The sequence below is a fragment of the Streptomonospora nanhaiensis genome, from assembly GCF_026642255.1.
Taxonomy (GTDB): domain Bacteria; phylum Actinomycetota; class Actinomycetes; order Streptosporangiales; family Streptosporangiaceae; genus Nocardiopsis; species Nocardiopsis tropica.
Window position 1 is genome coordinate 981,528 of the sequence record NZ_CP113264.1, and the last position, 21,167, is coordinate 1,002,694.

At 71.9% G+C, this 21,167-nt stretch carries 17 protein-coding genes; 8 read left to right on the forward strand and 9 right to left on the reverse strand.

The features are described from left to right. Positions 1-83 precede the first annotated feature (83 nt). The 3 genes from OUQ99_RS04430 to OUQ99_RS04440 all read left to right on the forward strand — a co-directional run bounded on the left by OUQ99_RS04430 (position 84) and on the right by OUQ99_RS04440 (position 2,560). Positions 84-1,460, forward strand: a complete 1,377-nt coding sequence (locus tag OUQ99_RS04430) for an NAD(P)H-quinone dehydrogenase (protein ID WP_267948150.1) — start codon at positions 84-86, stop codon at positions 1,458-1,460. A gap of 103 nt (positions 1,461-1,563) precedes the next feature. Then, a complete protein-coding gene (locus OUQ99_RS04435) occupies positions 1,564-1,899 on the forward strand; it encodes a zf-TFIIB domain-containing protein (RefSeq protein ID WP_267948151.1) in 336 nt (111 codons plus the stop codon). 16 nt (positions 1,900-1,915) lie between these two features. Beyond that, positions 1,916-2,560, forward strand: coding sequence for an AAA family ATPase (locus OUQ99_RS04440; RefSeq protein WP_267948152.1), 645 nt, complete (start codon positions 1,916-1,918; stop codon positions 2,558-2,560). Between the two features lie 79 nt (positions 2,561-2,639). Here the strand turns inward: OUQ99_RS04440 and OUQ99_RS04445 are convergent, their stop codons facing one another. Continuing rightward, positions 2,640-3,896 (reverse strand): chemotaxis protein CheA, encoded by a 1,257-nt coding sequence (locus OUQ99_RS04445; protein ID WP_267950248.1) that lies wholly within the window; start codon positions 3,894-3,896, stop codon positions 2,640-2,642. Between the two features lie 213 nt (positions 3,897-4,109). Beyond that, entirely contained in the window at positions 4,110-5,558 is a 1,449-nt protein-coding gene (locus tag OUQ99_RS04450; RefSeq protein ID WP_267948153.1) for a dicarboxylate/amino acid:cation symporter, read from the reverse strand. A 477-nt stretch (positions 5,559-6,035) separates the two neighbouring features. On the opposite strand from OUQ99_RS04450, the gene OUQ99_RS04455 reads away from it, so the two are divergent. Continuing rightward, positions 6,036-6,677, forward strand: coding sequence for a Uma2 family endonuclease (locus OUQ99_RS04455; protein ID WP_267948154.1), 642 nt, complete (start codon positions 6,036-6,038; stop codon positions 6,675-6,677). Between the two features lie 57 nt (positions 6,678-6,734). On the opposite strand, the gene OUQ99_RS04460 is transcribed toward OUQ99_RS04455, so the two are convergent. The 3 genes from OUQ99_RS04460 to OUQ99_RS04470 all read right to left on the reverse strand — a co-directional run bounded on the left by OUQ99_RS04460 (position 6,735) and on the right by OUQ99_RS04470 (position 10,423). Beyond that, the gene (locus OUQ99_RS04460; RefSeq protein ID WP_267948155.1) at positions 6,735-8,501 is read right to left on the reverse strand and encodes an acetyl/propionyl/methylcrotonyl-CoA carboxylase subunit alpha; all 1,767 of its coding nucleotides are present in this window, start codon (positions 8,499-8,501) and stop codon (positions 6,735-6,737) included. Positions 8,502-8,588: 87 nt separating this feature from the next. Continuing rightward, positions 8,589-8,816 carry an acyl-CoA carboxylase subunit epsilon gene (locus OUQ99_RS04465; RefSeq protein ID WP_267948156.1) on the reverse strand — a complete coding sequence of 76 codons (228 nt, stop codon included), beginning with the start codon at positions 8,814-8,816 and terminating at the stop codon, positions 8,589-8,591. Next, the gene (locus tag OUQ99_RS04470; RefSeq protein ID WP_267948157.1) at positions 8,813-10,423 is read right to left on the reverse strand and encodes an acyl-CoA carboxylase subunit beta; all 1,611 of its coding nucleotides are present in this window, start codon (positions 10,421-10,423) and stop codon (positions 8,813-8,815) included. Before OUQ99_RS04470 ends, OUQ99_RS04465 begins: the two co-directional genes overlap by 4 nt. Before the next feature lie 338 nt (positions 10,424-10,761). Between OUQ99_RS04470 and OUQ99_RS04475 the strand changes: the two genes are divergently transcribed. Beyond that, the gene (locus OUQ99_RS04475; RefSeq protein ID WP_267950249.1) at positions 10,762-13,323 is read left to right on the forward strand and encodes a phosphoenolpyruvate carboxylase; all 2,562 of its coding nucleotides are present in this window, start codon (positions 10,762-10,764) and stop codon (positions 13,321-13,323) included. A gap of 87 nt (positions 13,324-13,410) precedes the next feature. Here OUQ99_RS04475 and OUQ99_RS04480 read toward each other — a convergent pair whose 3' ends face one another. Next, positions 13,411-14,013 carry a Uma2 family endonuclease gene (locus OUQ99_RS04480; RefSeq protein WP_267948158.1) on the reverse strand — a complete coding sequence of 201 codons (603 nt, stop codon included), beginning with the start codon at positions 14,011-14,013 and terminating at the stop codon, positions 13,411-13,413. A gap of 129 nt (positions 14,014-14,142) precedes the next feature. Between OUQ99_RS04480 and OUQ99_RS04485 the strand changes: the two genes are divergently transcribed. From OUQ99_RS04485 to OUQ99_RS04495, 3 genes are all read left to right on the forward strand, one after another. Next, complete coding sequence (locus OUQ99_RS04485) at positions 14,143-15,003, forward strand: biotin--[acetyl-CoA-carboxylase] ligase (RefSeq protein WP_267948159.1); 861 nt, start codon at positions 14,143-14,145, stop codon at positions 15,001-15,003. Positions 15,004-15,473: 470 nt separating this feature from the next. After that, positions 15,474-16,463 (forward strand): adenylate/guanylate cyclase domain-containing protein, encoded by a 990-nt coding sequence (locus OUQ99_RS04490; RefSeq protein WP_267948160.1) that lies wholly within the window; start codon positions 15,474-15,476, stop codon positions 16,461-16,463. 137 nt (positions 16,464-16,600) lie between these two features. Next, the gene (locus OUQ99_RS04495; protein ID WP_267948161.1) at positions 16,601-17,245 is read left to right on the forward strand and encodes an MBL fold metallo-hydrolase; all 645 of its coding nucleotides are present in this window, start codon (positions 16,601-16,603) and stop codon (positions 17,243-17,245) included. 143 nt (positions 17,246-17,388) lie between these two features. On the opposite strand, the gene OUQ99_RS04500 is transcribed toward OUQ99_RS04495, so the two are convergent. From OUQ99_RS04500 to OUQ99_RS04510, 3 genes are read right to left on the reverse strand one after another with little or no spacing between them, the layout of a single operon-like run. Beyond that, the gene (locus OUQ99_RS04500; RefSeq protein WP_267948162.1) at positions 17,389-18,192 is read right to left on the reverse strand and encodes a succinate dehydrogenase/fumarate reductase iron-sulfur subunit; all 804 of its coding nucleotides are present in this window, start codon (positions 18,190-18,192) and stop codon (positions 17,389-17,391) included. After that, positions 18,189-20,165, reverse strand: a complete 1,977-nt coding sequence (locus OUQ99_RS04505; protein WP_267948163.1) for a fumarate reductase/succinate dehydrogenase flavoprotein subunit — start codon at positions 20,163-20,165, stop codon at positions 18,189-18,191. The genes OUQ99_RS04500 and OUQ99_RS04505 overlap by 4 nt, the downstream gene beginning before the upstream one ends. A gap of 38 nt (positions 20,166-20,203) precedes the next feature. Next, a complete protein-coding gene (locus OUQ99_RS04510) occupies positions 20,204-21,016 on the reverse strand; it encodes a hypothetical protein (protein ID WP_267948164.1) in 813 nt (270 codons plus the stop codon). Between the last annotated feature and the right edge of the window lie 151 nt (positions 21,017-21,167).

A 21,167-nucleotide genomic window follows, 5' to 3' on the forward strand; every position in this document is an offset into this window, starting at 1 on the left:
AACTGGCGGTGCCCCACCATGCCCGAATATCGCCCGGACCGGGAACGCGCGTGGGGGGTCCGACGTAGAGGGAGTGAGGCAGAGTGACGAAGGTCGTGATCATCGGTGGCGGTCCCGGGGGCTACGAGGCGGCACTGGTCGCAGCGCAGCTCGGTGCGGACGTGACGGTGGTGGAGCGCGACGGCATCGGCGGCTCCTGCGTCCTCACCGACTGCGTGCCCTCCAAGAGCCTCATCGCCACCTCCACCCGCACCACGTACGTGCGTGAGTCCCAGAGCCTGGGCATCCACATCCCGGGCACCGCCACCGCGCCGGTCCGCGTGGACATCGACGAGGTGAACAACCGGATCAAACGCCTGGCCCAGGCGCAGTCCGAGGACACCCGGGCCCGCCTCCACAAGGAGGGCATCGAGGTCGTCACCGGCGAGGCCCGGCTGGTCGACCCCCACATCGTCGCCGTCGGGGACCAGCGCATGCGCGCCGACGTCGTCCTCATCGCGACCGGGGCCCACCCCCGTGAACTCCCCACCGCCGAGCCCGACGGGGAGCGCATCCTCACCTGGCGCCACCTCTACGACCTGGAGGAGCTCCCGGAGAGGCTGATCGTGGTCGGCTCGGGCGTGACCGGCGCGGAGTTCGCGAGCGCCTACCAGTCGCTCGGATCGGACGTCACCCTCGTCTCCTCGCGCGAGCGCGTCATGCCGACCCAGGACGCCGACGCCGCCGAGGTGCTGGAGGAGGTCTTCATGCGCCGCGGCATGACCGTCCTCAGCCAGACCCGGGCCGAGTCGGTCGTGCGCACCGAGAAGGGCGTCCTCGTCACCCTCTCGGACGGCCGCACCGTCGAGGGCAGCCACTGCCTGATGACCGTCGGCATGATCCCCAACACCGAGAACCTCGGGCTGGAGGAGGCCGGGGTCCGCCTGGGCCAGGGCGGGTTCGTCGAGGTCGACCGGGTCTCCCGCACCACGGTCCCCGGCGTGTACGCCGCCGGCGACTGCACCGGCGTGAACATGCTGGCCTCCGTCGCCGCCATGCAGGGACGCATCGCCATGTGGCACGCCCTCGGCGAGGCGGTGTCCCCCCTGAAGCTGTCCACCGTGGCCTCCACGGTGTTCACCCACCCCGAACTCGCCGCGGTGGGGGCGAGCGAGGACGACGTGCGCAGCGGGCGGATCGACGGCCGGTCGGTCACCCTGCCGCTCAACACCAACCCGCGCGCCAAGATGAACGAGGTCACCGACGGCTTCGTGAAGCTGATCTGCCGCCAGCACACCGGCATCGTGCTGGGCGGCGTCATCGTCGGGCCGCGCGCCAGCGAACTCATCCTCGGCGTGTCCATCGCGGTGCAGCAGCGCCTGACGGTGGACGACATCGCGCACACCTTCTCGGTGTACCCGTCGCTGTCGGGCAGCGTGACCGAGGCGGCCCGCTCGCTGATGCTGGCCTCGCCGGAGTAGGGGAGCCGGTCCGCGCCGCCCCGCCGGGGCCGCCGCACGAAGAAGTTTGCGGTGGACCCCGGTTTCTTAACCCTTTTTGACACGAATCGAGTAATGTCTTGACGTGATCTGTCCCAAGTGCCAAAGCACCATGCGAACGTTTGATCGTCAAGGCGTCCACATCGACAGGTGTGACGGCTGCCAGGGCATCTTCCTGGACCGGGGGGAGCTGGAGCGCATCGCCGACGGCGAGCAGCGCCACTACGGCGTCGCACCGCCGCCCGACCCCCACTCCCCGCGCCCCGCCCCGCCACTCGCCCGGCCGCACCGCGGAGCGGGCTACCCCGACTCCCCCGGTGGCTACCGAGGGGGGTACCAGGACTCCCCGCGCGGCTACCGGGACTCGCCCCGCCCCTACCGCGGCCGCCGCAAGGGATTCCTGGAACAACTCTTCGACTAGTACAGCCGAACCATCCATGCACCCGCTGATCTGTACACACTGCGGGGAATGGGACGAGACCCCCGACACCGGCGCGGGGGTCTCCGTGCTGCGCTGCGCCTCCTGCGGGCGCACCCGCCCCTTCCTCCGCATGCCCCTCTACTGCGTCTCCGGCCCGAGCGGCACCGGTAAGTCCACCATCGCCGGACTGCTCCTCGAACGCCTCAGGGACCGCTTCGTCGTGCTCGAACAGGACCTGCTGTGGGTCAGCGGGCTCCGCGACCCCGAGGGCCACCACCGGCACTTCCGCTCCACCTGGCTGCGCACCGCGGCCATGGTGCAGCAGAGCGGGCGCCCCGTCGTGCTGTGCGGAACCGTCGTGCCCCCGGAGTTCGAGCCCCTGCCGGAGCGCGCCCTGTTCACGGACATCCACTACCTGGCGCTGTCCTGCGAACCCGGCGCCCTGGCCGAGCGCCTGCGCGCCCGCCCCGCCTGGCGGGAGTGGGACGAGGAGCGGATCGACGACAACGCCGACTTCGCGGCCTGGGTGGCGGCCGAGGCCGCACGCCTGGACCCGCCGATGACCCTGGTCGACACCACGCACACCGCCCCCGCCGACACCGCGGACGCCGTGTGCCGGTGGATCGAGGGGCTCGCCGAGGCGGAGGCCGCCGCGGGCTGAGCCCCGCAGACGCAGGAGGGCCCCGGGCGTGCGCCCGGGGCCCTCGGTGTCCTACGCGCGGTGCGCGGTGCGGGCGGGGTCAGAAGTCGAAGCCCCCGAAGTCGCCCATGTCGCCGCCACCGCCGAAGTCGCCCATGTCGCCCCCGCCCATGTCGCCCTCGGCCGCGACGTCTCCGCCGCCCATGCCCATTCCCATGCCCATGCCCATCATCGACCCCATCATGGAGCCCATCATCATGCCGGTGAACATGCCCATCATCATGTCGGTGCCGAAGTAGCCGCTGGCGTAGGGGGAGTAGGCCGGACCGGCGTCGTAGTACGGCCGGCGCTCGCCGTTGACCTCGACCAGGCGCACGTCGGGCTGGCCGCCGACGCGCACCGCCTCCGCGCAGGCCGCGCACGCGGTGACCTCGCGGGGCGCGCCGCCGGGCGGGGCCCAGGCGACGTCCTCCACGGAGGGTCCGTGCTGCGGGTTGAAGAAGCAGGGGCCGCGCCGCGAGGGAACCGGCTCGCCGTTCATGCGCGCCCGGGTGGAGGCCATGTAGTAGCGGCCGTCCTCCAGGGCGCTGGTGACCATCCGGACCTGCTCGGGCTCCTGGATGGTGTCGAGCAGCGTCTTGGCCTGGTCGTAGGCGTCCATGGCCTGCGAGTAGTCCTCGCGTGTGGCGTCGTCGACCTTGGACACGTCGATCTCCAGCCGGGAGACGTCCTCGCCCAGCCGGACGACGTCCTCGGTCGCCATCTGCTTGATCTCCTGGAGCTGCTTGGCCTTCTCGGCGGCGCGCTTCCTGCGGCTGTTGCGGACGAAGAGGGCGCCCGCCGCCACGACGAGGACGAGGACGCCGAGCAGGACCAGTCCGGAGGTGGCGCCGGCGGCCTCGGCGTCCTCCAGCTGCTGGGCCGCGTCGGGGACGGCGGCCAGGGTGTCGACCTGGTTGCCCTGGCCCTCCTGGACGGCGATCTCCCGGATGCCCGCGGTGTCCTCGATGTTCGGGGAGAGGACCACGAAGTCCTGGCTGCCGGCGAACACGGCGTAGACGCCGTCGCCGACGTCCTCCATGACCGGGTTCATGAGGGCGTCGAGGCCGGTCTGGGAGGCGACCGCGTCCGAGGGGAGGATCACGTAGTAGACGGGGATCTCCGAGTCGGCGGAGGCCGTCTCCAGGGCGCCCTCCTCGGCGGAGGGGATCGCGTCGATGCTCGGGTCGATGAAGACGCCGTCGCCCTCGAGCTCCTCGACGACGGCCTGGGTCTCTGGTAGCTCCGGCCGCGCGTCGGCCGAGGCGGGCACCACCGAGGTGCTCACCACCGCCGCCGTGAAACCGGCGGTCAGCACTGCGGGTGTTACCAAGCGGCGCAACATGTCGTTCCTCTCGCCTTACCTCACTGACTCGGACGAACGACGGTCCCCGACAGTTCCCGCTGTGCCCGTTCTCACCTGAGCCGTTCACACCAGACTACGCCCGCCCCGGAACTTGACGGGGCCCGCCCCGGAACGCGACGGGGCCCGCCGGGATCCGGCGGGCCCCGTCGACAGGGGGTGCGGGTGTCAGCCCCTGGCGGAGGCGCCGCTCGCGGCGGCCTCCCTGTCGGCCTCCGTGCCCGCGTCGTCCGCGTCGGCGGTGTCGGACCCGGCCGCGGGCTCGTCCAGCGGCACGAAGCCGGAGGCGTCGGGGCTGGTGTTGTAGCGGTCCAGGTCCAGGATGCCCTCGCGCTTGGCGACGACGGTCGGGACCAGCGCCTGGCCGGCGACGTTGACCGCGGTGCGGCCCATGTCCAGGATCGGGTCGACGGCCAGCAGCAGGCCGACGCCCTCCAGGGGCAGGCCCAGCGTGGACAGGGTCAGGGTCAGCATGACGGTCGCGCCGGTGGTGCCGGCGGTCGCGGCGGAGCCGATGACCGAGACGAACACGATCAGCAGGTAGTCGGTGACGCCGAGGTCGATCCCGAAGAACTGGGCGATGAAGATCGCCGAGATCGCCGGGTAGATCGCGGCGCAGCCGTCCATCTTGGTGGTGGCGCCGAACGGGACGGCGAACGCCGAGTAGTAGCGCGGCACGCCCAGGTTCTGCTCGGTGACCCGCTGGGTCACGGGCATGGTGCCCATGGAGGAGCGGGACACGAAGCCGAGCTGGATGGCGGGCCAGGCGCCGCTGAAGTACTTCGCCGGGGACAGGCCGTTGAGCCGGGCGATCACCGGGTAGACGACGAACAGCACCAGGGCGAGGCCGATGTAGATGGTCAGCGTGAACTTGCCGAGGGCGCCGATGGTGGTCCAGCCGTAGCTGTACACGGCGTTGCCCAGCAGGCCCACGGTGCCGATCGGGGCCAGGCGGATGACCCACCACAGGGCCTTGAGCACGACCTCCAGCGCGGAGGCGGTGAAGGCGATGAAGGGCTCGGCGGCCTTGCCGACCTTGACGGCGGCGATGCCCAGGACGATGGCGATGACGATCAGCTGGAGGACGTTGAAGCCCAGCGAGGTGCTGACGGTCCCGTCGTCCGCGACCGAGGTGTCCGCCGCCAGGCCGAGGAAGTTGGCCGGGACGATGCTCTCGATGAACGCCAGCCAGGAGCCGGTGCCGGACGGGTCGCCCGCGCTGGCGCCGTCGACCGCGCTGTTGAGGCCGGGCCGGATGGTCAGCCCGAGGCCGATGGCGATGGCCACGGCGATCAGGGCGGTGGCGCCGAACCAGAGCAGGGTCTTCCAGGCCAGGCGCGCGGCGTTGGTGACGTTGCGCAGGTTGGCGATGGAGGAGATGACGGCCAGGACGATCAGCGGAGGAACGATCGTCCGGAGCAGCGTGACGAACGTCGAGCCGATGGTCTCGAGGGTGACGGCGAGCCAGTTCGGGTCGCCCGCCTCGCCGACCGGGCCGATCTGGAAGGCGACGACGCCGAGGACGACGCCGAGGACCAGGCCGAGGAGGACCTGGGCCGCGAACGGGAAACGGAAGCCTCTGCGCTTCGTGGGCGCTTCGGTGCTCTGTGCGGACACGGGATGTGACTCCAGGTGGTGAAGGCAGCCGGAGGAGCGCACGACGACGCGGTCGGCGCGGTGGGACGCGGCCCCGGCTCGGGGAATGGCGGGATCACCAGTGGGAAGGTGACGGATGGTGGGTACGGGTGTGCGGCGCGCTGCCCGGACGGGCGCGCGTGGACCTAGCTACACGCCTGACAGCCGCGGCGGCACAGGTCGATGTGCCACCTTCGTGTCAGTCCCCAGATGTTCGTCACGATCAAGGACAATAGCCTCGATCCCTTACTTATTCCATACATGTGTGTCGACGTCTTGCTGTCCCAGGGGCCACACTGTCGACACCGTGGGCTTTTTCGACCTTCCGCTCCGTCCGGATGGGGCGAGGATCACGTGGATCGCCGGATCCGGGGAAGGATCCGTGGAAACCACCGTGACGGAGTGACAGTGATGGCTACCGTGGGCGACGAGAACGATCCGACGAACGGAGGCGGCGACATGTCTGTTCCCACCGTGGCCGAAATCCTGGTCTCCGAGTTCGGTGAGGTGACGATTCCGATGCCGCCCCGGCGGGGCTTCACCGCCGACGACCTCGACCGCATCCCGGATCTTCCGCCGCACACCGAACTCATCGACGGAAGCCCGGTACTGGTGAGCCCCCAGAAGCGCTTTCACATGTTCGTGCTCAAACTGCTCGAACAGCAGTTGGACGCCCAGGTCCCCGAGGACATGGTGACGTACCGGGAGATGACGGTCAGGTTCGCCGAGCGGCAGAGGCCCGAACCCGATCTCATGCTCGTCCGCGAAGGCGACGGGCAGGGGGTGCACGACACCTGGATCGAACCGCAGCTCGTCGCGTTGGCGGTCGAGGTGATCTCTCCGGAGCCCGAGGTGCGTGACCACGAGCGCAAGCCACAGCTCTACGCGGAGGCGGGGATCCCCCACTTCTGGCTCGTCGAGGAGGAAGCGCACATGGAAGCGGTGGTGTACGCCTACGAACTCGATCCGGTCAACAAGAAGTACGGGAATCTGACCGTGTACCGGGAGCGGCTCAGGACCAGCGCGCCGTGCGACCTGGACATCGACCTGACCCGCGTCTCCCGTGCCGGGAGGGGGAGCTCGGCGGGGCGTGACGCATGAGGGAGGCGCCGGCCGGCGCCTCCCCCGCGTGCTCCCGTCGGCCGTGGGCCAGGCGTCCTAGGCGTCCTCGATCTCGCAGACCACCGCGCCGTTGCCCACGGTCTCCCCGGCGGACACCTTGAGGCCGCGGATCGTCCCGGCCCTGTGGGCGGTCAGGGGCTGCTCCATCTTCATCGCCTCGATGACGACCACGGTCTCGCCCTCGGCCACGCTCTGCCCCTCCCGGGCCACGACCTTGACCACGGTGCCCTGCATCGGCGAGACCAGGGAGTCGCCGCTCGCGGCCGCCGCGCCCGCACCGCCCCTGCGCGAGGAGCGCTTGCGCCTGTCCGCGCCCGGGGCGGGGGCCTGGGCCGAGGCGCCCAGCCCCGCGGGGAGCACCACCTCGATCCGCCTGCCGCCCACCTCCACCGTGACGCTCTCGCGCCCGGCCTGCTCCGCCTCGCCGGGGGCGCCCGACCACGGCGCGATCGTGTTGTCGAACTCGGTCTCGATCCACCGCGTGTACACCCCGAACGGCTGGGCGGGGTCGGCGGGCGCGAACGCCTCGTCCTCCACGACCGCCTGGTGGAACGGGATCACCGTGGGCATCCCGCCCACCTCGAACTCGGCCAGCGCACGGCGCGAGCGGGCCAGCGCCTCGGCGCGCGTGCGCCCGGACACGATCAGCTTGGCGACCATGGAGTCGAAGGCCTGGGGGACGGTGAACCCGGCCTCGCAGCCGGTGTCCACCCGCACCCCCGGGCCGCCGGGCAGCTTCAGCCCGGTGATGGTGCCCGGGGCGGGCATGAAGCCCCGCCCGGGGTCCTCGGCGTTGATGCGGAACTCGAAGGAGTGCCCGCGGATCTCGGGGTCGCCGAAGCCCAGCTCCTCGCCGTCGGCGATCCGGAACATCTCCCTGACCAGGTCGATGCCGGTGACCTCCTCGGTCACCGGGTGCTCCACCTGCAGGCGGGTGTTGACCTCCAGGAAGGAGATGGTGCCGTCCACCCCGACCAGGAACTCGCACGTGCCCGCGCCCACGTACCCGGCCTCGGCCAGGATGGCCTTGGAGGCGGCGTAGAGCTGCCGGGTCTGCTCCGCGGACAGGAACGGGGCGGGGGCCTCCTCCACCAGCTTCTGGTGGCGGCGCTGGAGCGAGCAGTCGCGGGTGGAGACCACCACGACGTTGCCGTGGGTATCGGCCAGGCACTGGGTCTCCACGTGCCGGGGCCGGTCCAGGTAGCGCTCCACGAAGCACTCCCCGCGCCCGAACGCGGTCACGGCCTCGCGCACCGCGGACTCGTAGGCGTCGGGGACCTCCTCCAGGGTGTGGGCGACCTTGAGCCCGCGCCCGCCGCCGCCGAAGGCGGCCTTGATCGCGATGGGCAGCCCGTGCTCGGCGGCGAAGGCCACGACCTCCTCGGCCGACTCCACCGGGTCGGGGGTGCCCGCGACCAGGGGCGCGCCGACCTTCTGCGCGATGTGGCGGGCCTGCACCTTGTCGCCCAGGGCGGTGATGGCCGAGGGCGGCGGGCCGATCCAGGTCAGGCCGGCGTCGATGACCGCCTGGGCGAAGTCGGCGTTCTCGGCCAGGAAACCGTAGCCGGGGTGGACGGCGTCGGCGCCCGAGGCGGCGGCCACGGCCAGGAGCTTGGCGATGTCCAGGTAGGAGTCGGCCGGGGTCGACCCGCCGAGGGAGTGGGCCTCGTCGGCGAGCTTGACGTGGAGGGCGTCCAGGTCGGGCTCGGCGTAGACGGCGACGCTGGCCAGTCCGGCGTCCGCGCAGGCGCGGGCGATGCGCACGGCGATCTCGCCGCGGTTGGCGATCAGTACTTTACGCACGGTGGGAAGTCCTTCTGCTGTGGCGTGGGGCGGAGGCGCACCGGCCGCTCCCTGCGACGTCTGGGTGGTGGTGGAGCACGGGGACCGTCACCTCGTGCTCAGGCGCCAGGCCCCGGGCCCGGGGCGCAGCGGGGCGCGCATGTTCCGGGAGCGGTCCCCCCACCCCGAGGGGCGCCGGTCCTCCCCGGGCGCGTCGGAGGCGGCGCGGGCGGCGTTCGCGCGCGCGGCGAGGACGGCGGTGAGGACCGCGACCTCCTCCGCGGTCGGCTCGCCCCGGACGACGACCAGGTGCGGCGGGTTCTTCGGCGCGCTCACAGCGGGATGTTCCCGTGCTTCTTGGGGGGCAGCTGCTTGCGCTTGTTCCGCAGCGCCCGGAGGGCCTTGGAGATCTGGCCCCGGGTCTCGGACGGCATGATGACGCCGTCCACGTATCCCCGCTCCGCTGCGGAGAAGGGGTTGAGCAGGGTGTCCTCGTACTCGCGGACGAGCCGGGCGCGCTCGGCCTCGACGTCGTCGGCGGCGGCGAGGGTGCGCCTGTGCAGGATGTTCACCGCGCCCTGGGCGCCCATGACCGCGATCTGCGCGGTGGGCCAGGCCAGGTTGACGTCCGCGCCCAGGTGCTTGGACCCCATGACGTCGTAGGCGCCGCCGAAGGCCTTGCGGGTGATCACGGTGATCAGCGGCACGGTGGCCTCGGCGTAGGCGTACAGCAGCTTGGCGCCGCGCCGGATGATGCCGTCCCACTCCTGGTCGGTGCCGGGCAGGAAGCCGGGCACGTCCACGAAGGTGAGGACGGGGACGTTGAAGGCGTCGCAGGTGCGCACGAAGCGCGCGGCCTTCTCGGAGGCGTCGATGTCCAGGCAGCCCGCGAAGCTCATGGGCTGGTTGGCGACGATGCCGACGGAACGGCCGTCCACGCGGCCGAAGCCCACCACCATGTTGGTGGCGAACCGGGCGTGGACCTCCAGGAACTCGCCGTCGTCCAGGACGGCCTCGACGACGGTCCGCATGTCGTACGGTTGGTTGGCCGAGTCCGGGATGAAGGTGTCCAGGGCCAGGTCGGTGTCGGTGACCTCGTCGCCGGGGTCGTCCTCGGGCGCCAGGACCGGCGCCTCCTCCAGGTTGTTGTCGGGCAGGTGCGAGAGCAGGGTGCGGACGTAGTCGATGGCGTCCTGTTCGTCGGCGCCCATGTAGTGGGCCACACCCGACCTGGTGCTGTGGGCGCGCGCCCCGCCCAGGTCCTCCATGGAGACGTCCTCGCCGGTGACGGTCTTGATGACGTCGGGGCCGGTGATGAACATCTGCGAGGTCTCGTCCACCATCACCACGAAGTCGGTGAGGGCGGGGGAGTAGACGTGTCCGCCCGCGGCGGCCCCCATGATGAGGGAGATCTGCGGGATGACGCCCGAGGCATGGGTGTTGCGCTTGAAGATCTCCGCGTACAGGCCCAGCGCGACGACGCCCTCCTGGATGCGCGCGCCGCCGCCCTCGTTGATGCCCACGACGGGGCAGCCGTTGGTGAGGGCGTGGTCGAGGACCTTGACGATCTTCTCGCCGTAGACCTCGCCGAGGGAGCCGCCGAAGACGGTGACGTCCTGGCTGAAGACGGCGACGGGGCGCCCGTCGACGGTTCCGTGGCCGGTGACGACACCGTCGCCGTAGGGGCGGTTGCCCTCCAGCCCGAAGCTCGTGGAGCGGTGTCGGGCCAGGGCGTCGAACTCCACGAACGACCCCGGGTCGAGGAGCGCGTCGATGCGCTCGCGGGCCGTCATCTTGCCTTTGGCGTGCTGTTTCTCAACGGCTCGCGCGGAGCCCGCGTGGACGGCTTCGTACCGGCGCCGTTGCAGGTCGGCGAGCTTGCCCGCGGTGGTGTGGATGTCGATCTCGTCCGCGGGCAGCGGTTCAGGGGCTTCGGTGGCCATAACTACGCAGGTTAACCGCGACCTCGCGGGACCGGGGCACGCGGCCCTGGTTACTCGCCAGTAGGTGCGGTTCGGCACGGCCCTGTCCGCACCCCTCCGGAAGGGGCCGGACCGGCCCGCGGCGGCGCGGAAACGACGTGATGAAATGTGCGCCCCTTTCCCTTGCGCAACAATGCTTAACGCCCGGGCAAAGTGCGTCGGAAATGCGCCCCCGCGCACCTGTCGTCCGGCCCGATCTCTGTAGTGTCGGGCCCATGACAGCGGTAAGCGCAGAACGCGACAGTGCCCGGCAGGAAGTTCCCGAGCAGCTCAGGAATGACGTCAAACTCCTCGGAGAGATGCTCGGAACGGTCCTCGCCGAAAGCGGCGGCGAGGAACTGCTCGCCGATGTCGAGAAGCTCCGACACGCCGTGATCGGCGCCCGTGACGGTTCCGTCACAGGCGAGGAGATCACCGCGATCGTCGCCGCCTGGCCCCTCGAACGCGCCAAGCAGGTGGCCAGGGCCTTCACGGTGTACTTCCACCTGGCCAACCTCGCCGAGGAGCACCAGCGGATGCGGGCCCTGCGCGAGCGCGACGACGCCGCCAACCCTCCCCGCGAGTCCCTGGCCGCCGCCGTGCGCGCCATCCGGGAGGCCGACGGCGGGGAGGAGCGCCTCAACGAGCTCGTGGCCGGCATGGAGTTCCATCCCGTGCTCACGGCCCACCCCACGGAGGCCCGGCGCCGCGCCGTCTCCACCTCCATCCAGCGGATCAGCGAGGACCTCGACGCCTGGCACGCCTCCCACGAGGGGAGCAGCGCCGCCGCCGAGGCGCACCGGCGCCTGCTGGAGGAGATCGACCTCCTCTGGCGCACCTCCCAGCTGCGCTACACCCGGCTCGACCCGCTCGACGAGGTGCGCACCGCCCTCGCGGCGTTCGACGAGACCATCTTCTCCGTCATCCCGCAGGTCTACCGGAGCCTGGACGCCGCCATCGACCCCGACGGCACCGGCGTCCGGCCCCCGCGCGCCACGCCCTTCGTCCGCTACGGCAGCTGGATCGGCGGCGACCGGGACGGCAACCCCTACGTCACCCACGACGTGACCCGCGAGGCCGTGCTCATCCAGTCCGAGCACGTGCTGCGCGGGCTGGAGGGCGCCGCGGACAGGGTCGCCCGCACCCTCACCGCCTACTCCAACCTCACCCCGGCCAGCCCGGCGCTGCTCGACGCCCTCTCCGCGGCCCGGGCCGGCCACCCCGCCCTGATGGCCGGGATCGGCGAGCGCTCGCCCAACGAGCCGCACCGCCAGCTCCTGCTGCTGGCCGCCGCCCGGCTGCGCGCCACCCGCGAACGCGACGCCGACCTCGCCTACCCCGACGCCGACGCCTTCCTCGACGACCTGCGCACCGTGCAGGACTCGCTGGTCGACGCGGGCGCCGTCCGCCAGGCCTACGGTGAGCTCCAGCACCTCGTCTGGCAGGCGGAGACCTTCGGCTTCCACCTCGCGGAGCTGGAGATCCGCCAGCACAGCGAGGTGCACGCCGCCGCACTGGAGGAGCTCAGGGCGGGGAAGGCCCCCTCGGAGCGCACCGAGGAGGTACTGGCGACCATCCGGGTCATCGCCTGGATCCAGGAGCGCTTCGGCGTGGAGGCGTGCCGCCGCTACATCGTCAGCTTCACCCGCACCGCGGAGGACGTCGCCGCCGTCCACGAGCTGGCCTCCCACGCCCTGCCGCCCGAGCGGATGCCCGTCCTCGACGTCATCCCCCTGTTCGAGACCGGCGCCGACCTGGACGCCTCGCCCGACGTGCTCGACGGCATGCTGGAGGTGCCCCAGATCCGGCGGAGGCTCGAACAGACCGGCCGCCGCGTCGAGGTCATGCTCGGCTACAGCGACTCCGCCAAGGACGTCGGCCCGGTCAGCGCCACCCTGCGGCTGTACGACGCCCAGGCCCGGCTGGCCGCGTGGGCGGAGCGGCACGACGTGCGGCTCACCCTCTTCCACGGCCGCGGCGGGTCGCTCGGACGCGGCGGCGGGCCCGCCAGCCGCGCCCTGCTCGCCCAGGCGCCCGGGTCGGTCGGCGGCCGGTTCAAGGTCACCGAGCAGGGCGAGGTCATCTTCGCCCGCTACGGGCAGCCCGCCATCGCCCGCCGCCACATCGAGCAGGTCGGCCACGCGGTGCTCATGGCCTCCACCGACGCGGTGCAGGAGCGGGAGCGCTCCGCCGAGGCCAGGTTCCGGGGGGTCGCCGACGCCATCGCCGGAGCGGCCCAGGAGACCTACCTGGAGCTGATCAACACCGAGGACTTCGCGCTGTGGTTCTCCCGGGTCAGCCCCCTGGAGGAGCTCGGGGAGCTGCGGCTGGGCTCGCGCCCCGCGCGCCGCGGGGCGGCACGCGGCCTCGGCGACCTGCGCGCGATCCCGTGGGTGTTCGCCTGGACCCAGACCCGGGTCAACCTGCCCGGCTGGTACGGGCTGGGGTCGGGGCTGGCCGCCGTCGAGGACGTGTCCGCCCTCCGGGCCGCGTACCGCGAGTGGCCGATGTTCGCGTCCCTGCTCGACAACGCGGAGATGAGCCTGGCCAAGACCGACCGCACCATCGCCGAGCGCTACCTGGCGCTGGGCGGCCGGCCGGAGCTGACCGCGAGGGTGCTGGACGAGTACGACCTCACCCGCGAGCTGGTCCTGCGGGTGACCGGCCACAGCCGCCTGCTGGAGAACCGGGCGGTGCTCTCGCGGGCCGTCGACCTGCGCAACCCGTACGTGGACGCGCTGTCCCACCTCCAGCTGCGCGCCCTGGAGGCGCTGCGGGGCGAGGAGGCGGACTCGCTCTCCGAGCAGGACCAGCAGCACCTGGAGCGGCTGCTCCTGCTCTCCGTGAACGGCGTCGCCGCCGGACTCCAGAACACCGGCTGACCGCCACGGCCCCCGCGACCGCGGCGGCGCCCCGCACCCGTGAGGGGTGCGGGGCGCCGCGGTCGTCACGGGGCCGGGCGCGGTGCGTCAGGCGGGGAAGCCGCCGGTGTCCAGCGTCAGGTCGAACGGCGCGGGGAGGTGGATCTCCTTGCCGAACGGCACCTTGGTCGCGCCGGTGTACACACCGTTCTCCGGTCCGGAGAAGAGGGTGACCTCGCCCCTGTCCGTCTCCGGGTCCCAGCGGTCCACGAGCAGGTACAGGGGTATGCCGGCGTGGGCGCAACCCCAGAGCTTGGGTTTGCGGTCCCGGTCGGCGGTGCTCCTGGAGGTCACCTCGACCACCAGCAGGGCGTCGGAGACCAGGTTCTCGGGGTCGTACTCCATCACGGAATGCGGGATGACCAGAAGGTCGGGGATGTACAGGCCGCTCCGGAAGGGCACACGTACATCGACGGTCTGGTGGACCTCTGCCTCCGCGATCGAACTGCCGTCGCGCAGGATCTCGCGGGTGAGGGCTTTGCCGACCTGCCATACGATCTGGCTGTGTTCGGGCTTCGGGGGTGTCACGAGGACAAGCGCGCCTTCGATGATCTCGGCCCGACATCCCTCGGGCACGTCCAGTTCTTCCCAGGTGCGCAGCATGAACTGCCAGGAGAGCAGTGCTTCGGGTTCCACCGCCGCGATACTCATCTGCCGCGTCACCTCCGGTAGCTGAACGTAGCGAGGCACGGTCACCGATGTGCTGTTCTCAGACTAACCGGCGGGCTTCTTTCCCACACCGGTTTCCGGAACGGGTTTCGGCGCTGCTGTAATGGGCGTATGACCAGCGAACCCGACCCCTTCCCGCGACCGCCGCTCGACACGGCGGCACTCGACGCCGTCCTCGTCCGGCCGGGCGGCCTGTGGCGGCGGATCGAGGTGCTGCCCGAGACCGGGTCCACCAACACCGACCTGGCCGCGCGCGCCGCGGCCGGCGCCCCGCACGGGAGCGTGCTGGTGACCGAGCACCAGACCGCGGGCAAGGGCCGGCTCGGCCGCGGTTTCAGCGTCCCCCCGAGGGCGGCCCTCACCGTGTCGCTCCTGGTGCGCCCCGACGCGCCCGTCTCCTCCCTCAGCTGGCTCTCCCCGCTCATGGGCGTGGCCGGGGTCGGCGCGGTGCGCCGCCTGTCCGGGGTGAAGGCGTCCCTGAAGTGGCCCAACGACGTGATCGTCCCCGCCGGGCTGCGGTCCGGTGCGGCGCGGTCGGACGGCAAGCTCGCGGGCATCCTCGCCGAGGTCGACTTCTCCTCCGGGAGCCCCGCCGTGGTCGTCGGCATCGGCCTCAACGTGTCCCAGTCGCGCTCCGAGCTGCCCGTCGACAACGCCGTCTCCCTGCGCGGCGAGGGCTCCGCGGCCCTGGACCGCGGCGCGCTCCTCGCCGCCGTCCTGGGGGAGTTCGAGGAGCTGTACACGGTGTGGACGGCGGCCGGGGGCGACGCCGAGGCCAGCGGCCTGGCCTCCGCCTACCGGGACACGTGTGCCACCCTGGGGCGCCCGGTCCGGGTCCACCTGCCCGGCGGCCGGGTGCTGGAGGGGACCGCGACGGGTGTGGACTCCGAGGCGCGGCTGCTGGTCCGTGGGCCGGACGGCGAGCGCGCGCTCAGCGCGGGCGACGTCGTCCACGTGCGCCCGGGCGGCTGACCGGCCCGCTCCGCCGGGCCGGCCGACGGGGCGGCGGAGCGTCGGGCGGGGTTGTCCACAAGAGGACTTCCGCTCACTCCCGCGGCCGACCGCCTTGTGCCATCATCACCGTTATGGCTATCGCGGACCGCTGCCCCTCTGACGACGAGGAGCTCGACACCTCCCTCCGGGAACGCATCCCGCGGTACGGGACGTTGTCCGTACAGGCGGCCTCCGAACAGGGGGGAAGGGGCCTGCGCCGGGCGCCGAGACCCGGGCGGCCCCGGTCCAGGGCCCGCAGACAGGCCGACGCCGCCCGGAGACCGGAGCCGTCGGCGGTGCCGCAGAGGTGACCATGCGCCTCCGGTACGCGCCCGCCCCTTCCGAGGAGGGGGCACGGGCGTAAGCTGGAGGTGATCCGCGCCGCGTCCCGGCACGGTGACGAGGCGATTGCTCCCCGGCATCCGGGGATGAGCCGTGAAAGAGAACGTATGCCGTCGCGTCCGGACCCGAAAGCGATCGAGGCCGCCCTCCTGGGCGGCGAACCTGTCTACACCAGGGAACAGGCGATCGAGCTCGCCGGTGCCGACCCCGAACTCGCCGGCCGCATATGGCGCGCCCTCGGGTTCCCCAACCAGGGCGAGGAGACGGTCACCTTCGCGGAGAGCGACGTGGAGTCGCTGCGGATCGCCAACAGCCTGCTCCAGGAGGGCATCCTGGACGAGGAGGGCGTGGTCCGCTTCGCCCGCGCGATGGGCCAGACCATGGCCCGCCTCGCGGACTGGCAGACCAGCATCCTGAGCACGCTCATCTACAAGGAGGGCGTGGACTCCGCGACCCCCCTGATGAACCAGGTCAAGGAGCTGCTGCCGGACGTCGAGCGCCTCCTGCTGCACATCTGGCGCCGCCAGCTCTCCGCCTCCACGGCACGCACCCTCGCGGTGATGTCCAACGGCACCGACGGGGTGCCCAACTACTACCCGCTGGTCGTCGGCTTCGCGGACCTGGTCTCCTTCACCACGCTCAGCCGCGAGCTGGACGAGGTGGAGCTGGCCGGGGTGGTGGAGGGCTTCGAGGCCACCGCGGCCGACATCGTCGCCTCCGGCGGGGGCCGCGTCGTCAAGACCCTCGGCGACGAGGTGCTCTACGTGGCCGACTCACCGGCCGAGGCCGCCGACATCGCCCTGCGCCTCGCCTCCGGCGTCAAGACCCACGTGGAGGTGCCCGACGTGCGGGTCGGCCTGGCCGCGGGGCCGGTCCTGACCCTGCACGGCGACGTGTTCGGCACGACCGTCAACCGCTCCAGCAGACTGACCTCCTTCGCCCGCCCCGGCACCGTCCTCATCGACGAGAGCCTCGCCGAGAGCCTCACCGACGAGGACGGGCTCCAGGTGGTCAGGGTGAGGGCGCGTCACGCGCACGGGCTCGGCCTCATCCAGCCGTACGCGCTGCGCCGCAACTTCGAGCCCACCGGACTCTGACCCGCCCGGCCGGTGCGCGCCGCTCCCGGCCCCGGGGGCGCTCCGACTCTCACTCCCCTCTTACCGAACAGGCGTGTGCGGAGGGTGCGGGAGGGATAGGCTCGGAACCGCCGTACCGGCCCACAAGACGTCAGGTGATGAGCCCTGTGAGCGTGCCTCCTCCCATCCAACGCCTGCGCACCTCGGGCATTTTCAGCCTGGAGGGCGGCGAGTTCGATGTCGAGAACAACGTGTGGATCGTCGGCGACGAGGACAGCGCGATCGTCATCGACGCCGCGCACGACCACCAGGCGATCGCGCGCGGCCTCGGCGACCGCGAACTGATGGCCATCGTGTCCACCCACGGGCACAGCGACCACGTCAACGCCGCCGTCGCGCTCGCCGACCTGGCGAACTGCCCGATCCTGCTGCACCCCGACGACGCGGAGCTCTGGCACCACGTCCACCCCCACCGCGAACCGGACGCGCCGCTGCTGGACGGAGAGGCGCTGCTGGTCGGAGGTGTGGAGCTCCAGATCCTGCACACCCCGGGCCACACCCCCGGAGGGGTGTGCCTGTACGCGCCCGAACTGGGCGCGGTCTTCACCGGGGACACGCTCTTCCCGGGCGGGCCGGGGGCCACCGGGCAGCCGTTCTCGGACTTCCCGACGATCATCGCCTCCATCCGCGACCGCCTGGCGCCCCTGCCGGGGGAGACCGTCGTCCACCCCGGCCACGGGGAGACCACGACCGTCGCCGAGGCCGCCGAGCACCTGGACGCCTGGGCCGCCCGGGGGTTCTGACCCGCTCGTCGGACCAGCTGCCGCCGCGCCGACCGGCCGGGCCCTTCCCCTGCCGGCCCCGGGCCGTGCGGTGCCCCCGGGGGACGTCCCCGGGGGCGCCGATGACCACGGGCGCGCGTCCGGCCGCCCGCACGCCGTTCGGGTCAGCCGTCCGTCCGGGTCCGGTCAGCCGTAGGACGCACGTTCGGGACGATCGGGGTGTCCTTCGGGCGGACCCCGATCTTCGAGCCCAGCCACACCAGGGGGTCGTACTTGCGGTCCGCGACCCGCTCCTTCATCGGGATCAGCGCGTTGTCGGTGATGTGGATGCCCTCCGGGCACACCTCCGTGCAGCACTTGGTGATGTTGCAGTAGCCCAGGCCGAACTCGTCCTGTGCGATCGCGCGCCGGTCGGCCGTGTCCTCGGGGTGCATCTCCAGCTCGGCCACGCGCATCAGGAAGCGCGGCCCCGAGAAGTGCTCCTTGTTCTCCTCGTGGTCCCGGATCACGTGGCACACGTTGTTGCACAGGAAGCACTCGATGCACTTGCGGAACTCCTGTGAGCGCTCCACGTCGACCTGCGCCATGCGGAAGTCGCCCGGCTCCGCCTTCGGGTCCGGTGCGAACGACGGGATCTCCATCGCCTTCCGGTAGTTGTACGACACGTCGCACACCAGGTCCCGGATCACGGGGAAGGTGCGCATCGGCGTCACCGTCACCACCTCGTCCTCGTCGAAGACACTCATCCGGGTCATGCACGAGAGCCTCGGCCGCCCGTTGATCTCCACCGAGCACGAACCGCACTTGCCCGCCTTGCAGTTCCACCGGACCGCGAGGTCCGGGGTCTGCGTGGCCTGGAGCCGGTGCAGCACGTCCAGCACCACCTCGCCCTCGTTGACCTCGACCCGGTACTCGGCGAGCCCGCCCTCGCCGGAACCCCGCCACACCCTGAACACGCGCTCGCTCATGACCCGTCCTCCTCGGCGGCGCCGCCCGCCGTCTCGTCCGCCGGGTGCGCTCCACCCGCCGCGTCCGCCCCGTCCTGCCCGGGCAGCTCCTCCTCCGTCAGGTACTTGGACAGCTCCTCGCGCTCGAAGAGGGCGAGGAGCGCGGCCGGGATGTCCGCGACCGGGCGCCGGGCCAGGGTCACCCGGTCGGCCCGGTCCGCCCGCACCTCCAGGTTCACCCGCCGCCACTCCGCGGACATGGCCGGGAAGTCGTCCCGTGTGTGCCCGCCGCGCGACTCCTCGCGCTCCAGGGCGGCCGCGGTGATCGCCCGCGACACCAGGATCATGTTGGGAAGGGCGAGCGCCAGGTGCCATCCCGGGTTGTAGACGCGGTCGCCGGGGGCGCTGAGCACGGACGACCGCTCCCCCAGGGAGTCCAGCCGGGCGATGGCCTCCGCCATCTCCGGTCCGCGCCGGATGATCCCCACCAGGTCGTTCATGGTGTCCTGGAGTTCGGCGTGGAGCGTGTAGGGGTTCTCGCCGCCGCCCTGCTTGAGGAACTCCAGCGCGTACCGGGCCGACGCGGCGGCGACTCGGTCCACGGCCTCCCCCGCGACCGCCCCGCGGCCCGGACCGTCCGCGTACGCGGCGGCGGCCAGGCCGGCGCGGCGGCCGAACACCAGCAGGTCCGACAGGGAGTTGCCGCCGAGCCGGTTGGAGCCGTGCATGCCCCCCGCGACCTCGCCGGCGGCGTACAGCCCCGGCACGTCGGAGGCGGCGGTGTCGGCGTCCACCCGCACCCCGCCCATCACGTAGTGGCAGGTGGGGCCCACCTCCATGGGCTCGGCGGTGATGTCCACGTCCGCCAGCTCCTTGAACTGGTGGTGCATGGACGGCAGGCGCCTGCGGATCTCCTCGGCAGGGAGCCGCGTGGACACGTCGAGGAACACGCCGCCGTGCGGGGAGCCGCGCCCCTCCTTGACCTCGTTGTTGATGGCCCGCGCCACCTCGTCGCGGGGCAGAAGCTCGGGGGGCCTGCGGTGGTTCGCCGGGTCGTCGTACCAGCCGTCCGCCTCCGACTCCGTCTCGGCGTACTGGGAGCGGAACACGTCCGGCACGTAGTCGAACATGAAGCGCCTGCCCTCGGAGTTGCGCAGCACGCCGCCGTCGCCGCGCACCGACTCCGTGACGAGGATGCCCTTGACCGAGGGCGGCCAGACCATGCCGGTGGGGTGGAACTGGACGAACTCCATGTTGATGAGCGAGGCCCCCGCCCGCAGGGCCAGGGCGTGCCCGTCCCCGGTGTACTCCCAGGAGTTCGACGTGGTCCGGAACGCCTTGCCGATGCCGCCGGTGGCGAGGACGACCGCGGGGGCCTCGAAGACCACGAACCCGCCGTCCGCGCGCCGGTAGCCGAACGCGCCCGCGATCCTCCCGCCGTCGGTGACGAGCTCGGTGACCGCGGTCTCGGCGAACACCCGCAGCCGGGCCTCGGGGTCGCCCAGCTCGGCGGCGTCGGCCTGCTGGAGGGCGACGATCCGCTGCTGGAGGGTCCGGATCATCTCCAGCCCGGTGCGGTCGCCCACGTGCGCCAGCCGCGGGTACTCGTGGCCGCCGAAGTTGCGCTGGCTGATCCTCCCGTCCGCGGTGCGGTCGAACAGCGCGCCCCAGTGCTCCAGTTCGAGGATGCGCTCCGGGGCCTCGCGGGCGTGTAGTTCGGCCATCCTCGGGTCGTTGAGGAACTTGCCGCCGCGGATGGTGTCGCGGAAGTGTACGGGCCACGCGTCGGAGGGGTTGGCGTTGCCCAGCGCGGCGGCGGCCCCGCCCTCGGCCATCACCGTGTGGGCCTTGCCGAACAGCGACTTGGAGATGACCGCGGTGCGCTTGCCCTGCTCGCGGGCGGCGATCGCCGCGCGGAGCCCGGCTCCGCCCGCACCGATCACCACGACGTCGTAGGTGTACCGGGTGATGCCGGTGTCTGCTGTGGGGGGCATGTGGGTGTGCCTTTCCAGGGGACGGCCCTCCCCGGGGCTCAGTTGAGGATCCGCAGGTCGGTGATGGTGCCGCTGGCCATCAGGGCGACGTAGGCGTCGGTGGCCATCAGGGACGCGATGCTGAACCAGCCGAAGTACATGTGCCGGTCGTTGAGGGTCGAGACGCGGCTCCACATCCAGTAGCGGACGGGGTGCCTGCCGAAGCTGCGCAGGCGCCCGCCCATGATGTGGCGGCAGGAGTGGCAGCTGAGCGTGTAGCCCCAGAGCATCAGCACGTTGACGACCATGACGAGGTTGCCGAGGCCGATGCCGAAGCCGCCGTCGGTCCCGTGGAAGAAGGCGACCGCGGTGTCCCACGTGTTGACCAGGGTGATGGCGAGGGCGACGTAGAAGAAGTAGCGGTGGCCGTTCTGGGGGAGCATCAGCGGCCGGGTCTCACCGGTGTACCGGCTGTGCGGCTCGCGTACGGCGCACGCGGTGGGCGCCTGCCAGATCGAGCGGTAGTAGGCCTTGCGGTAGTAGTAGCAGGTCACCCGGAACAGCAGCAGGAAGGGCAGGCTGAGCAGGGCGTAGGGGACGAGCGGGGGGAACTCGACGGGGAGCCGTCCGAACAGCGCGGCCTCGGGCGCGCACTGCTGTGCCAGGCACGGCGAGTAGAACGGGGTCAGGTAGTGGTGCTCCGCCACCCAGTAGTGGTCCTGCTGGAACACCCGGAAGGTGGCGTAGACCACGAAGGCGGCCAGGCCGGCGGTCGTGAGGACCGGACCGAGCCACCATCGGTCGGTCCGCAGGGTTCGTCGGGGGATGCGCGCCCGGACGGCTCCGGTGCGCGCGCTGTCGTCGGGGGTCACCGAGGTCTCCACCTCCTGTGGAGAGGGCGCCGGCCGGGCGCCGACCGGGGTGCGGGACCCCGGGCCCGGGCGGTGACCGCTCTCCGTGAGTGCTGCACGGCTACGGGAGAAGCTGTAGGACCGGTCTGCAACGCAACGTTAGGACGTTGTG